The organism is Rhizobacter sp., assembly GCF_035702065.1.
Taxonomy (GTDB): Bacteria; Pseudomonadota; Gammaproteobacteria; order Burkholderiales; family Burkholderiaceae_C; genus Rhizobacter.
Map to the genome: position 1 here is coordinate 1 of NZ_DASSRA010000277.1, position 13,624 is coordinate 13,624.

The window sequence follows — 13,624 nt, forward strand, 5'->3', positions numbered from 1 at the left end:
AGGGTAGCTAAGTGCGGAAGAGATAACCGCTGAAAGCATCTAAGCGGGAAACTCGTTTCAAGATGAGATCTGCCGGGGCCCCGAGCCCCCTGAAGAGTCGTTCTAGACCAGGACGTTGATAGGCTGGGTGTGGAAGCGCAGTAATGCGTTAAGCTAACCAGTACTAATTGCTCGTGAGGCTTGGCCCTATAATTTTGACAGACGTCAAACTGGGTAAACAAGTTATGCTGACCTTCAAGGAAGGTGCGGCGCAATCAAATAAGCTGACTGCTGCAAATCGCATGATTGCAGCCGACTCTACAAATTGGCTGTCTTGCATTGAATGCAAGATGGTGACCGGTTAAGCCTGATGACCATAGCGAGGTGGTCCCACTCCTTCCCATCCCGAACAGGACAGTGAAACGCCTCAGCGCCGATGATAGTGCGGATTCCCGTGTGAAAGTAGGACATTGTCAGGCTATTAATAGAAAACCCCCGTCACGAAAGTGGCGGGGGTTTTTGCTTTGCGGGCCTCAGAATTAAGCACCGGCACCAAAGGCGCCGGCGCAGAGGGAATGGATAACTAATTCCCCCGCAATTCGCGCCTGAGAATCTTGCCTACGTTGGACTTGGGCAGGTCATCGCGGAATTCGATGACTTTGGGCCGCTTGTAGGCGGTGAAGTTCTCTGCGCAGTACGCAGCGAGCGCGTCTTCCGCCAGCGTCGCGTCCTTTCGGACAACGAAGAGCTTCACGACCTCGCCCGAACGTTCGTCCGGGATGCCGATCGCGGCACACTCCAGGACGCCTGGGTGCATACCGACGACCTGCTCGATCTCGTTGGGGTACACATTGAAGCCGGACACAAGAATCATGTCCTTCTTCCGGTCGACGATCTTCACGTAGCCTTGCTCATCCATGATGCCGATGTCGCCGGACTTGAAGAAACCGTCGCTTGTCATGACCTTGGCGGTCTCGTCCGGCCGGTTCCAATAGCCAGCCATCACCTGTGGGCCGCGAATGCAGATCTCCCCGGCCTGCCCAGATGCAACGTCGCGACCTTCATCGTCTCGAATCGCGATGTCGGTCGAAGGAACCGGCAGACCGATAGTGCCGGTGAAGCCGTTGATGTCGAAGCGATTGACCGTCGCGACCGGCGACGTCTCCGAAAGACCGTAGCCTTCCACCACAGGGCAGCCAGTGACCTTCAGCCATTTCTCCGCAGTTGCTTGCTGCACCGCCATGCCGCCACCATTCGAAATGGCGAGTTCGGAGAAGTCGATGCTGGCGAAATCCGGATTGTTCGCCAATGCATTGAACAGCGTGTTCACCGCCGGGAACATGTTGACCCGGTAACCGCGCAAGGTCTTGATGAAGCCTGGAATGTCGCGCGGGTTCGGGATCAGCAGGTTCAACACGCCCATCCGCGCACCCAGCATGTAGCAGGCCGTCAACGCGAAGATGTGATATAGCGGCAAAGCGCACACCACCACCATCTGTCGATCGCCCACATCCTTGAGCTTCGGCTGGAACCAGGCCTCGGACTGGATGATGTTGGCGACCACATTCCGGTGAAGCAAGGTGGCGCCTTTCGACACGCCTGTTGTTCCGCCGGTGTACTGGAGGAAGGCTACGCTCTCCGGTGTGAGCTTGGGCTTTTGCAGCGTCAACCGAGATCCTTCCGATACCGCGCTGTTGAAGCGCGTGACGGTCCGCCCGTTGTCCAAGGGCAAGCGGAACTCCGGCACGATCTTGCGCACGTTGCGCACGACGAAGTTCACCAGAGGCCCTTTGGCTGCACCGAGCAAATCACCCATCGACGCGAGCACCACGTGCTTGACGTTCGTTGCGAGGATGACGTGCTCGAGCGTCTTGGCGAAGTTCTCGAGGATGAAGATGGCCTCGGCGCCCGAGTCCTTCAGCTGGTGCTCCAGCTCTCGAGCGGTGTAGAGCGGGTTGACATTCACCACGATGAAGCCGCCTCGAAGGATGGCTGCGATGGCAGGCATGTACTGCAGCACGTTGGGCATCATGATGGCCACGCGTGCGCCGGGCTTCAGACCCTTGGCCTGCAGCCACGCGGCCAGTGCGGTCGACATCCGGTCAATGTCGCGGAACTTGAGGCCTGCGCCCATGCAGATCGCGGCCGTGCGGTCTGCGAACTTTCCGTAAGACTCCTCCAGCAGCTCGACCAGCGAGTTGTATTGCGTGGTGTCGACTTCGGCGGGGATGCCGGGGGGGTAGCTCTTCAGCCAAGGCTTTTGCATGGTGCAGTGAATCTCCGACGTGGTTCAGACGGCGGATGATCCCAGCCTGAACGCTGGTGCGGCTACGGTAATTGTCCTAGCGGGTCTCCATCGAACAAGCTCGTCATCAGCCGATGTTCGCGAGCACTCACCGTCGCCAGGAACTCGTTGGCACCGCGCATGGCTGCGAAGGTGTCGAAGCCGCTTTCGAGAAACTGCTGCAGGGCCCCGAGGCCGGCCGCCCGGGCGGGCCCTCGCATCATGCGCAGGCTGTGCCGCAGGAGCGGCTTGCGGGTGAGCCTGTCGAGGGACTCCCCCACAGACAAGGTCAGTGCGATCTGCGCTTGACGGTCCGCCTCCCGCCCTGTGGCGCGCCAGGCGTGCGTGTAGCTGTACGCATCGGCTGTCGCATGTGCGAGCTGCCGTCCCATCGCGCTGTCGAGTGACTCGGACAAGGCGTGCAAACCGGCCAGTGTCTCGACCGTGTCGACCACGTCGCGCGGGAAGAGGCGGACCAATGCCGGCACGACGCGCTCGAACTGCGCATCACGCTGAGTGAAGTCGCCCGGGCCGTACAGCTCCTCCAGAAAGAAGCGGGCCGCGCTACCGTAGCGTGGGTTGGTCAGAAGGTCGGCGTAGGTGTGGGAGAAGCGCTTTTGCTGGTAGCTCTTGATGGCCTGAACGCTGCCAGACAGGTCAGGCGAGGCGGCGCGCGCACTGCGCTCGTTTGCGACGGCCGCCAAGTGGGCGAGGATCGAGTCGACAGTGGCAGGCATGAAAGGGCGCGGGTTTGTCTCGGGGCGAGTTAGTCGCTCGCCTCTACGGATCATGCAACGAATGATGCAACACTCGGCGCGGCTCCACTGCACGCAAGCATGCAACGACGACGCTTCCTTCAACTTGGCCTCGGAGCCGCAGCCGCACTGGCCGTGGCCGGCGGTGGTTTCGCCTTGCTCCAACCGGGTCTGCAAGAGGGGCGTCTGACCGAGGCCGGTCGCGCGGTTTTCTCTGCCGTGGCGCGGGCTGTGCTTGATGGCAGCTTGCCGGCCGACGACGCGTCGCGTACCCAAGCGATGCGAGCGCATCTGAACCGACTCGACGACACCTTGAGCGCCTTCCCTCAAGGCACGCAGAGCGAGTTGTCGCAGCTGCTGGCCTTGTTGGCTGCGGCGCCGGGCCGTCTGGCGCTGACGGGCTTGGCGGCGACCTGGGAGGCCGCCACCGTGCCGCAGATCCAGCAGGCATTGCAGGGCATGCGGATCTCGTCTCTCGGTTTGAAGCAGCAGGCCTATCACGCCCTGCGCGACCTGACGAATGCCGCCTACTACGCGGACCCCTCCACCTGGCCCCTGCTGGGCTACCCGGGGCCGCGCGTCCAATGAGCAGTCTGAGCCAGATTCCCGACCCGATCCGCGATGGCCTGGCCCGCGGATGGCGCGTGCTGGGTGGCGCGCATGCCGCATTGCCGGCACAGCTGGTGTGCGATGTCGCGATCGTCGGCACCGGTGCCGGTGCGGGCATCACCGCCGAGCTGCTGACGCAGGCTGGCCTGGACGTGGTGCTGGTCGAAGAGGGCCCGCTCAAAAGCAGCCGCGACTTCCACCAACGCGAGAGCGAGGCCTACCCCAGCCTCTACCAGGAAAGCGCTGCCCGCAAGACGGCCGACAAGGCCATCAACATACTGCAGGGTCGATGCGTGGGCGGCTCCACCACCGTCAACTGGACGAGTTCCTTCCGCACGCCTCCCGACACCTTGCGTCACTGGCAAACGCACTTTGGGCTGACCGAGGTGAGCGAAGCTGCGATGGCGCCCTGGTTCGAGCAGGCCGAGCGCCGCCTCAACATCGGGCCGTGGCTCACCGAACCGAACCGGAACAATGAACTGCTGCGCAGCGGTGCCACGCGGCTCGGCATCGCGGCTGCGGGCATCCAGCGCAACGTCAAGGGCTGCTGGAATCTCGGCTCCTGCGGCATGGGCTGCCCCACCAATGCCAAGCAGTCGATGCTGGTGACGACCATCCCCGCAGCCTTGGACCGGGGCGCCACCTTGCTGGTGCAGACGCGCGCGCACATGTTCGAACGGGTGCAGCAGAAGGTGAGCGCGCTGATGTGCCTGCCCGTCACGGCCAATAGCAGCCTGGCTGCTGGCGGCACGCCGACGCGCATCGTTGCGCGGCACTACGTGGTGGCGGGGGGCGCCATCAATTCACCGGCCTTGCTCAAGCGCTCCGACCTGCCAGACCCTCACCGCCTGCTGGGCGCGCGTACTTTCCTGCACCCGGTGGTCATCTCCGCGGCGACTTTCGAGCAGAAGGTCGAAGCCTGGGACGGCGCGCCGCAGACGCTTTACAGCGACCACTTCCTGCACACACAGCCCATCGACGGCCCCATCGGCTACAAGCTCGAAGCGCCGCCCATGCATCCGCTGATCTTCTCCAGCACGCTCGCGGGTTACGGTCAGTCTCAAGCGGACTCGCTCAAGCAGTTCCCGCACATGCACAGCCTGCTGGCCTTGATGCGCGATGGCTTCCATCCCCAGTCGGTCGGCGGGCAGGTGAAGCTGCAATCCGACGGCTCGCCAGTGCTCGACTACCCGCTCAACGATTTCGTGATGGATGGCGCCCGCCGCGCCTTGCTGAGCATGGCCGAGATCCAGTTCGCTGCCGGTGCGCGCTCGGTCGTGCCAGTGCATGAGATGGCCGGCGAGTACACGCGTTGGGCCCAGGCGCGCGATGCCATCAATGCCCTGCCCATGAAGCCGCTGCTCACCCGCGTGGTGAGTGCGCATGTGATGGGCGGCTGCGCCATGGGTGTGGACGAGCGCCGCGGCGTGGTCCAGCCCGACGGCATGCACTGGCAGGTGGGCAATCTCTCGGTGCACGACGGCTCAGTGTTCCCCACCAGCATCGGCGCCAATCCGCAGTTGTCCGTCTATGGCTTCGCCAACAAGTTCGCCACCGGCCTGGCCAAGCGCCTGAGCGGCAAGGAAGTTCGGTTGATGCCCTAGCATCCCGACATGCTTGCGCGCTTTCAGCAGTTCATCACCCTTTCGCTCCTGTTGGCCGCCGCGCTGTGGGCGGCCTGGTTTCTTCAGCGCGGGAGCCCGGTGTGGGCATTGGCCGGCGCGGCGCTGATCGTCTTCGGCTACGCGATCTTCCTGGCGGCCGAGTTCGTGATGCTGCGTTTCGTTCACGGCAGCGACCCGGCACCTCGGGCCAGCCTGGGGCAACTGCTCCGCGCCTGGTGGGCCGAGGTGCACACCGCCCCGCGCGTCTTCTGCTGGCAGCAGCCCTTTCGCTCGATGCTGGAGCCTGACTTCGTGCCCGTCCAGCCCGGCCGCCGAGGTGTGGTGCTGGTGCACGGCTTCGTCTGCAACCGCGGCTTCTGGAACCGGTGGATGCCACGTCTGCGCGAGCGAGGTGTGCCCTTCGTGGCGGTGAACCTGGAGCCGGTGTTCGGCACCATCAGCGACTACGCGCCCATCATCGAGCAGGCGGCTGTGCGCATCGAGCAGTCCACCGGCCTGCCGCCGGTGGTGGTGGGACACAGCATGGGCGGGCTGGCCATCCGCGCCTGGCTGAACGCCTATGCGGCCACGCACCGCGTGCACCGCGTTGTGACCATCGGCAGCCCGCACCGCGGCACCTGGCTGGGCCGCTTCGGCTTCAGCACCAACGCGCGCGAGATGGCCATGGGCACCGACTGGCAGCGTGCGCTCGAAGCCACCGAATCGGCGGAACATTTCGAACGTTTCACCTGCTTCTACAGCCACTGCGACAACATCGTCTTCCCGGCTTCCAACGCCACCCTGCCCGGTGCCGACAACCGCCACGTGGCGGGTGCCGCCCATGTGCACCTGGCGGATCAGCCCGAGGTGCTGAGCGAGGTGCTGGCCTGGGTGGAGCCTTCGTCTTCGGCCGACTCTTCGATCGGCCTGGAGGCCCGGTAAGCCAGGCGGGACGCCATGGCGGCCACGCCCAGGTGCATCAGCGCATGGCCGCTCAGGGCGTGACCGGTGTAGCGCATCAGCGCGCCATCACCGGCATCGCAGAGGCGGGCCACGGCATAGAGGCCGAGCATCAGCAGCCAGTCGGTCTGGGTCGTGTGGCGGCCGGGCAGGCTGAGTGCGCCGGCGGGGATCAGCAGTACCGGCAGCAGGTGCAGCAGGAGCAGCGGCCGCAGGTCCATGGCGCCGCTGGCAGACACGGCGGTGGCCAGCGCCACCACGCCAAGCGCAGCCACGCAGGCCTGCCGGGAGCCGAAACGAGCATCCACCCGCTCCGCCAGAAAGCCGAGCGACAGCAGGGTGAATGCGCCAGCGCCCGCGGCTTGGGCCGCGAGGTAGCCCAGGTCGCCCGGCGACACGTGGTACGCCGCGGCCAGGGCGCCGGCGAGCGCGATGCAAAGGTAGCCCAGGCGCCAGGGCGTGCGCAGTGCGGCGGGCCAGTCGCTGCGGCTCAATGCACGCCAACCCCACACGCCGGCCAGCAGCAGGGGCAGGCTCATCAGGGCGTTGAACCCGTGGGCGACGGCGCCCAGCGGGCGAGCATCGGCGTAAAGATGCGTGCCGGCCGTGAGCGGAAGCGGACCCCAGGCCAGCAAGCCCATCGCGATGGCCAGGGACAAGGCCAACAGCGTGAACAGCGCACAACGGCGGTTGAGCTGGGTGCTGGAGGGGGAGGCGGTGTCCACCGAACCAGTTTGGTCGGTGGACCCGGCTTCTGCCATCACTCCAATTGATGACACACCTTGGAGGGAAAACCTAGTACACGGTGTCGCTCGGTAGGCGCGCGTCGGCGCTCAGTTCGCCCTCGTGGGCCACACGCTCGTACAGCGGCGTGAAGTCGGGTGCCGTGGCTTCGAACAGCTGCTCGAAGCCCTTGATGACGAAGTAGGTGCTCTGGAAGCTGTCGATGCGGTACTGCGTGCGCATGATGCGCTCCACGTCGAAGCCCAGCCGTTGCGGTTGCGGGCTCAGCACGCTGTGGCGCAGCTCGCCGGTCGACGAGAGGATGCCCGCGCCATACGCGCGCAAGCCCGCCGGCGTGGCGATCAGCCCGAACTCCACCGTGTACCAGTACAGCCGCGCCAGGTACATGCAGGCCTGCAGCCGGCTCGCCTTCAGCCCACCAGCGCCATAGGCCTGCATGTAGTCGGCGAACACCGGGTTGAAGAGCAGCGGCACGTGGCCGAAGAGGTCGTGGAAGACGTCGGGCTCGACCACGTAGTCGAACTCTTCGGGCTTGCGTAGCCAGCCGGTGACGGGGAAGCGCCGCTGCGCCAGCAACGCGAAGAACGCCTCTTCGGGGATCAGCCCCGGCACCGCCACCACCTCCCAGCCGGTGGCCCGTTGCAGGCGCTCCGACAGCGCCTCGAAGCGCGGGATCTGGTGCGGCTCGCCGAGCTGCTGCACCGCGGCGATGAACTCCTCGCATGCGAGCCCGGGCAACTGCGCGGCCTGGCGCTCGTACAGCCGCTGGTAGAGCGCGTGCTCCTGCGGCGTGTAGCGGTGCCAGCCCTGGTCGCAGGTGTAGTCGGCGCGCGCGGTGGCGTAGTCGCCGCGCGGTGGGCGCGTTCCCTCGCCGTACGTGACCGGGGCCACGCCCTGGTTGACGGCCTTGTCGGTCAGCATGGCTCAGCTCGTCGGTGCGTCGCTGAGCACGCCGCGTCGCACCTGGTCGAGTTCGATGCTTTCGAACAGCGCACGGAAGTTGCCCTCGCCGAAGCCCTGGTCGCCCTTGCGCTGGATGATCTCGAAGAAGATCGGCCCGATCACCGTCTGCGTGAAGATCTGCAGCAGCAGCTCGTTGGGCGCGCCCTGGTGCGTGGCGCCGTCGATCAGCACGCGCAGCTCCTTCAGCTTCTCGACGTTCTCGCCATGCCCCGGCAGGCGCTTGTTCACCAGGTCGTAGTACGTGTCGATGGTGTGCTGGAAGGCTACGCCCTTGTCACGCATCGCGCGCACGGTGGCGTAGATGTCGTCGGTGCCCATCGCGATGTGCTGGATGCCTTCGCCGTGGTACAGGTCAAGGTACTCGGCGATCTGGCTCTTGTCGTCGCTGCTCTCGTTGATGGGGATGCGGATCTTGCCGCAGGGGCTGGTCATGGCCTTGCTCTTCAGGCCGGTGAGCTTGCCTTCGATGTCGAAGTAGCGCACTTCCTTGAAGTTGAAGAGGCGCTCGTAGAAGTCGGCCCATTCCTTCATGCGGCCGCGGTGCACGTTGTGCGTGAGGTGGTCGATGTAGGTGAGGCCGTGGCCTTTCACCTCCGCCGCCGCGCCAGGAATGGGCACGAAGTCGACGTCGTAGATGCTGATGTTGCCGATGGCGCCGGGTGCCGCGCCGTCCTTGCCCTGCCAGCGGTCGACGAAGTAGATGAGCGAGTCGCCGATGCCCTTGATGGCCGGGATGTTGAGCTCCATCGGCCCGGTCTGGTTGTCGAAGCCCCAGGCACCCAGCTCGAGCGCGCGCGCGTACGCCAGGTTGGCGTCCTTCACGCGGAAGGCCATCGCGCACACGCTCGGCCCGTGCAGCCGTGCAAAGCGCTGGGCGAACGAGTTGGGCTCGGCGTTGATGATGAAGTTGACCTCGCCCTGGCGGTACAGCGTCACGTTCTTGTGGCGGTGCCGGGCGATCGGGCGGAAGCCCAGGGTCTCGAAGAGCTGGCCCAAGGCCACGGGGTCGGGGGCGGCGTACTCGACAAACTCGAAGCCGTCGGTGCCCATGGGGTTGTCCCAGGGGGTGAATTGCATGATGTGATGCTCCTGATCGTTCTGTTGGAACTACGAGAGTGACTGGGTGCTCGCGCGGGGGTGTTGCGCGGGCACCTGGGAAGGACAGGTCACTCCCAGGATCGTAGGTTCTCCGGCCCGGCGCCGTTTGGCAAGACCGCTTTCCCTGGTGGGAAATCAGGTGTCGTGGTCGCGTGCGAACTTCAGCGTGGCCTCGACCGACAGGTTGAGCAGCTCCGCGAGCTCGGTGATGTCGTCGGGGATGGCGGGGTTGTCCCAGCCGGTGGCCGTGTGCCTGGCCAGGCGGATGGCGAGCATCACGTTCTGCACGCTGGGGTGCTCGGCGTGGCGGTCGTCGGTGATGCGGATCAGCAGCTCGGGCAGGGCCCAGGCCTTCATCAGCGCGTGTTGCAGGTCGGTGAGGTCGACGTTGAGCAGTTGCGTCTGGGCGGTGCGCGAGCGCAGGGTCGGGTCGGCCTTCTGCGCGGCGCGCACCTGCAGCGCCAGCGTCGGAGCATGGCACCAGAGCAGCATCTCGGCGAAGTCGTGCAGCAGCGCGGCTTCATAGATGACGGCGGCGTCGTGGTCCTGGCGGTGCACGGCGAAGGCGAGTGCGAAGCGGGCCGCCCGGTGGGCGCGCCGCAGCACCTCGCTCAGGCCTTGGAGGGCCTCGGGCGCATCGGCCAGGCGGTCCTCGATCATCGGTTGCGGGCCGAAGGCGTTGAAGAAGGGCGAGATGCCCATCAGCACCACCGCAGCGGTGACGGTTTCCACGTCGGTGACGAGGCGGGGCGGGCGGTGGCTGGCGGCGTAGGCCAGCACCTTGAGCGTCATCAACGGGTCATCGGCCACCATCTCGCCGATGAGGTTGGCGTCGACATCGTCTTCGTTGGCGCGCATCGCCTCCAGCGCGTCGGCCGTGTTGCCCAGCACCGGGATCTCGGCCTGGCGGAAATGGGCGACCCACGCTGACAGGTCACGCAGCGGCTGCGTGAGAGGCGTGAAGGTCGTGGTCGTGGTCATGGCGCGAAGGTGAGGGCACGTACCGGGGATATCGGCAGCCCGCGCGAGCAACTTGAGCGTGGGCTATTTGGCGCCCAGCCTGGCCTTGGCGTCCAGCCCCACCTTCTTGTTGACGAACTGCAGCGCCGCCACCTTGGAGAGGTCAACCTCGCCGGGCTTGTACAGGCCTGCCTTGACCATCTGGTTGTAGAAGTCCTGGATGCGTGCCTGGCTCATCGCGCCGATGCCGCCCTGCAGCGCCTCGCCGGAGTCGACGATGCCCTGGCTCTTCATCAGCGCGACCGAGGCTTCCATCTCGGCCACCGTCATCTCGGGGTTGTCCTTCATCATCAGTGCCGCCGCGGCGTCGCGCTTGCCGTAGAGGTAGTTGACCCAGCCGATGGCGGACGCGTCGACGAATCGCTGCACGAGGTCGGGCTTGGTTCTAACCGTGTCGGCACGCGCCTCGATCAGCGTCGAATAGGTGCTGAAGCCGTGGTCGGCCAGCAGGTGCACCACCGGCTTGAACTTGCCCTGGTTCTCCACGTAGATCGGCTCGGCCACCGAGTAGCCCTGCTGGATGGACTTGTTGTTCGCGAGGAAGGGGCCGAGGTTGTAGTTGTAGGGCTTGAGCACCTCGTCCTTGAAGCCGTGCGTCACCTTGAGCCACTGCCACCAGCTGAACTGGCCGTCCTTGGCGATCAGTGCGACGGGCGCGTTCTTCAGGTTCTCGAAGTTCTCGTAGCCCTGGCCGGGGTGGGCGATCAGCGCCTGCGGGTCCTTCTGGAAGATGGCCGACACCACCACCGTGGGCACGCCGTTCTTCACGTTGTCGAAGCTGTGCAGCAGGTTGCCGGTCATCAGGAAGTCGATGCGCCCGGCCGGCAGCAGTGGGCGGTTGTTGACCTGCGGGCCGCCCTGCTGGATGGTCACGTCCAGCCCGTACTTCTTGTAGGTGCCGTCGGCAACGGCCTGGTAGAAACCACCGTGCGCGGCCTGGGCCTTCCAGTTGGTGGCGAAGATGACCTTGTCCTGCGCGAAGGCGCTGCTGGTGGCAACGGCCAGCGCGATGAGGGCGAGATGCTTGGGCATGGCGAGTTCCTTCAATCGAAATGGCTGGACTCCACCGCATGCCAGCGCCCGAGCAAGGCGCGCGACAACGCGTTGAAGCCCCAGAAAATCAGAACGCCCGTGAGCACCAGCAGCACGAGCGCGGCAAACATCTTGGGCGTTTCGGTGCGAAAGCTGGCTTCGAGGATGCGCGAGGCGAGGCCGGTTTCGCGGCCCGCGGCCCCGGCCACCATCTCGGCGGTGACGGCGCCGATCAGGCTCAGGCCGCCCGAGATCTTGAGCCCCGCCACGAAGTAAGGCAAGGCGCTGGGCACCAGCAGCCAGCGCAGGCGCTGCCAGGGCGTGGCGCGGTAGAGGCGGAAGAGGTCGCGCAGGTGCGGGTCGGCCGCGCGCAGGCCGATCACCGTGTTCGACAGGATGGGAAAGAAGGCCACGATCCAGGCGCACAGCAGCAGGGCCGCGGTGGTGCTTTCCACGTAGATGAGGATCAGCGGCGCTACGGCGACGATGGGCGTCACCTGCAGCATCACCGCGATCGGAAAGAAAGCCTGCTCGACCGGCCGCGAGAGCGCGAACACCGCGGCGATCAGCACCCCGCCTGCGCAGGCCAGCAGCAGCGCGCCGAAGGTGACCTTGAGCGTGAACCACCAGCTGCCCGCAAGCGAACCGAAGTTCGCCCACAGCGTCTGCAGCACCAGGCTGGGCGCGGGCAGGGTGTAGTGCGGGATGTGGGCCAGGCGCACCAGCGCCTCCCAGGCGGCGAGCAGCGTGATCAGGGTGAGGGCTGGCGCGAGGCGCTGCATCGTCAGGCGAGGGCGTGCGCCGCTTCCAGCGCTTGTGTGATTTGCGCGCAGATCTGCGTGTAGCGCGTGGAAGTGCGGAAGCCGGGCCGGCGCGGGTACGGTTCGTCGATCGCGACCTCGGCCACCACGCGGCCCGGCCGTGCGCCCATCACCAGCACGCGCTGGCTCAGGAAGGCCGCCTCGAACACGCTGTGGGTGACGAACAGCACCGCCAGGGGCCGCGCCTGCCACCAGTCGAGCAGGTCGCCGTTGAGCTTCTGGCGGGTGAATTCGTCGAGGGCGGCGAAGGGCTCGTCCATCAGCAGGGCGGCTGGTTGCGTGACCAGGGCGCGTGCGATGGAGGCGCGCATCTTCATGCCGCCCGAGAGTTCGGCCGGGATGGCCTGGGCAAAGCCCTGCAATCCAACTGACTGCAAGGCGGCCTCGATGCGCGGTGCGGCCTGCGCACGCGACACACCGGCCAGGCGCAGCGGAAGCCAGACGTTGTCGAACACGCTGGCCCAGGGCATCAGCGTGGCGTCCTGGAAGACGTAAGCGGTGTCGGCCGCGTTCGGGTTCGACAGGGCTGGGGCGCTGACCTGCCCGCTGCTGGCGTCATCCAGCCCGGCGACCAGGCGCAGCACTGTGCTCTTGCCGCAGCCCGAGGGGCCAAGCAGCGAGACGAACTCGCCGGCCGCCACCTGCAGCGACACATCGCTCAGCGCCTGCAGGCCGCTGGCGAAGCGCTTGTCGACGTGGTCCAGGGCAAAGACGGGCGGCGGCATGCGCCGAGTGTGCCTGCATTTCCACACAGGGCCGGCGCGTGCCGGCCCTGCGCAGAACGCATCACAGGCGCTTCACGCCGTACAGGTAGCCGACGAGATCGCCGTCGACGTAGAGCGCGCCTTCGGGCGCGCTGGCGTCGGCGTAGAACTCCAGCACCTCGGGCGCTTGCTTGACCTCGGGCACGGCCGGAACGGCCGCGTATTGCGCCAGGCGCGCGAGAACGGCGCTGGTGCCGCGCAAGCCCGCGGCAAGCAGGCGACGCACGGGGTACGTCCAGGGAGGCGTGACGCTGTCAGGGCGCCACGAGAGAGGCTTCAGGCTGGTCATGATCGTTTCCTTCGGGGCCTGCCCGCGCGGGGCGTGGCCGTGGGTTCATGGGCTGTCTTTGCTGTGGCTGAGCTGGGCGAGCTCGCGGCGCAGGGTGCGGCCGGCTTGCTGGCGCACGGTGCCGCCGCGGGTTCGGTGGCTGCCGGCGCGCCGCATGTGGGCGGCTGCGACCAGTGGGTTGCGGGGTTTGGGGGTGGCGATGCTGATCTTCATGAAAGTGCTCCTCAACGGGCGGACGGCACATCCGCAAAACTGACGACAAAAACAAAACGGCCCGGGGCAGTGATGCAACCCGGGCCGCTTGAGGCTCTGCATGCAGAGCGCTCAGGTGGGCGATACGCCGGGCGGCGCCTCCATGGCACCGATGACTGCAAACGAAGCTCGTCGCTGCACGCAGCGCTTCGTTGGGTTCAGTGCAAGGGTGAGGGACATGGGGCTCCGGGAAGTGGGTGGGTCGATCGGGGTGTCGCTGCGGTACGGGCTGGCTCCGCAACTTGCGCAGATGATAAACAACTGATTATCTTGCGCAAGGGGTCTTGCGCACTTTGTTCTAGGGGGTACCCCGGATTTCAGCGTTTGCGTTTCAACGGCGCCACGCCGGCCTGGGTGCGTGCCCACAGGTCGTCGCTGTCTGCGCCGACCTTGCCGGCCGCAGCCGGGGGCCGCGTCGGGGCGGGCGGCGGCGGGGCCAGCACCTCGCCG

General features: G+C 66.1%; 14 protein-coding genes and 2 rRNA genes. 5 read left to right on the forward strand and 11 right to left on the reverse strand.

Features of this window, described 5'->3' with window-relative positions:
* Both VFL64_RS12540 and rrf read left to right on the forward strand, forming a co-directional pair.
* Positions 1 to 188, forward strand: a 23S ribosomal RNA gene (locus VFL64_RS12540); the annotation flags it as partial.
* Positions 189 to 345: 157 nt separating this feature from the next.
* Positions 346 to 458, forward strand: a 5S ribosomal RNA gene (gene rrf / locus VFL64_RS12545).
* A 104-nt stretch (positions 459 to 562) separates the two neighbouring features.
* Here the strand turns inward: rrf and VFL64_RS12550 are convergent.
* On the reverse strand, positions 563 to 2,245 hold the full coding sequence (locus VFL64_RS12550; protein WP_489540715.1) for a long-chain-fatty-acid--CoA ligase: 1,683 nt from the start codon (positions 2,243 to 2,245) through the stop codon (positions 563 to 565).
* Between the two features lie 62 nt (positions 2,246 to 2,307).
* The gene (locus VFL64_RS12555) at positions 2,308 to 3,000 is read right to left on the reverse strand and encodes a DUF8198 family protein (protein ID WP_489540716.1); all 693 of its coding nucleotides are present in this window, start codon (positions 2,998 to 3,000) and stop codon (positions 2,308 to 2,310) included.
* Positions 3,001 to 3,099: 99 nt separating this feature from the next.
* Between VFL64_RS12555 and VFL64_RS12560 the strand changes: the two genes are divergently transcribed.
* The 3 genes from VFL64_RS12560 to VFL64_RS12570 are packed head-to-tail and all read left to right on the forward strand — an operon-like array spanning position 3,100 to position 6,173.
* A complete protein-coding gene (locus tag VFL64_RS12560; RefSeq protein WP_489540717.1) occupies positions 3,100 to 3,606 on the forward strand; it encodes a hypothetical protein in 507 nt (168 codons plus the stop codon).
* Positions 3,603 to 5,231 (forward strand): GMC family oxidoreductase N-terminal domain-containing protein, encoded by a 1,629-nt coding sequence (locus tag VFL64_RS12565; protein ID WP_489540718.1) that lies wholly within the window; start codon positions 3,603 to 3,605, stop codon positions 5,229 to 5,231. The genes VFL64_RS12560 and VFL64_RS12565 overlap by 4 nt, the downstream gene beginning before the upstream one ends.
* 9 nt (positions 5,232 to 5,240) lie before the next feature.
* Positions 5,241 to 6,173 carry an esterase/lipase family protein gene (locus VFL64_RS12570; RefSeq protein WP_489540719.1) on the forward strand — a complete coding sequence of 311 codons (933 nt, stop codon included), beginning with the start codon at positions 5,241 to 5,243 and terminating at the stop codon, positions 6,171 to 6,173.
* On the opposite strand, the gene VFL64_RS12575 is transcribed toward VFL64_RS12570, so the two are convergent.
* The 9 genes from VFL64_RS12575 to VFL64_RS12615 all read right to left on the reverse strand — a co-directional run bounded on the left by VFL64_RS12575 (position 6,089) and on the right by VFL64_RS12615 (position 13,135).
* Positions 6,089 to 6,916: a hypothetical protein gene (locus VFL64_RS12575; protein ID WP_489540720.1), complete on the reverse strand. Its 828-nt coding sequence runs from the start codon at positions 6,914 to 6,916 to the stop codon at positions 6,089 to 6,091. The genes VFL64_RS12570 and VFL64_RS12575 overlap by 85 nt on opposite strands.
* A gap of 70 nt (positions 6,917 to 6,986) precedes the next feature.
* Positions 6,987 to 7,856, reverse strand: coding sequence for a phenylalanine 4-monooxygenase (gene phhA, locus VFL64_RS12580; RefSeq protein ID WP_489540721.1), 870 nt, complete (start codon positions 7,854 to 7,856; stop codon positions 6,987 to 6,989).
* Between the two features lie 3 nt (positions 7,857 to 7,859).
* Positions 7,860 to 8,975 (reverse strand): 4-hydroxyphenylpyruvate dioxygenase, encoded by a 1,116-nt coding sequence (gene hppD, locus VFL64_RS12585; RefSeq protein WP_489540722.1) that lies wholly within the window; start codon positions 8,973 to 8,975, stop codon positions 7,860 to 7,862.
* 156 nt (positions 8,976 to 9,131) lie between these two features.
* Positions 9,132 to 9,977 (reverse strand): HDOD domain-containing protein, encoded by an 846-nt coding sequence (locus VFL64_RS12590; protein WP_489540723.1) that lies wholly within the window; start codon positions 9,975 to 9,977, stop codon positions 9,132 to 9,134.
* Positions 9,978 to 10,040: 63 nt separating this feature from the next.
* On the reverse strand, positions 10,041 to 11,048 hold the full coding sequence (locus VFL64_RS12595) for an ABC transporter substrate-binding protein (protein WP_489540724.1): 1,008 nt from the start codon (positions 11,046 to 11,048) through the stop codon (positions 10,041 to 10,043).
* Between the two features lie 11 nt (positions 11,049 to 11,059).
* A complete protein-coding gene (locus tag VFL64_RS12600; protein WP_489540725.1) occupies positions 11,060 to 11,830 on the reverse strand; it encodes an ABC transporter permease in 771 nt (256 codons plus the stop codon).
* Between the two features lie 2 nt (positions 11,831 to 11,832).
* Complete coding sequence (locus VFL64_RS12605) at positions 11,833 to 12,594, reverse strand: ABC transporter ATP-binding protein (protein ID WP_489540726.1); 762 nt, start codon at positions 12,592 to 12,594, stop codon at positions 11,833 to 11,835.
* A 61-nt stretch (positions 12,595 to 12,655) separates the two neighbouring features.
* Entirely contained in the window at positions 12,656 to 12,922 is a 267-nt protein-coding gene (locus VFL64_RS12610) for a hypothetical protein (RefSeq protein WP_489540727.1), read from the reverse strand.
* A gap of 45 nt (positions 12,923 to 12,967) precedes the next feature.
* Positions 12,968 to 13,135 (reverse strand): hypothetical protein, encoded by a 168-nt coding sequence (locus tag VFL64_RS12615; RefSeq protein WP_489540728.1) that lies wholly within the window; start codon positions 13,133 to 13,135, stop codon positions 12,968 to 12,970.
* Between the last annotated feature and the right edge of the window lie 489 nt (positions 13,136 to 13,624).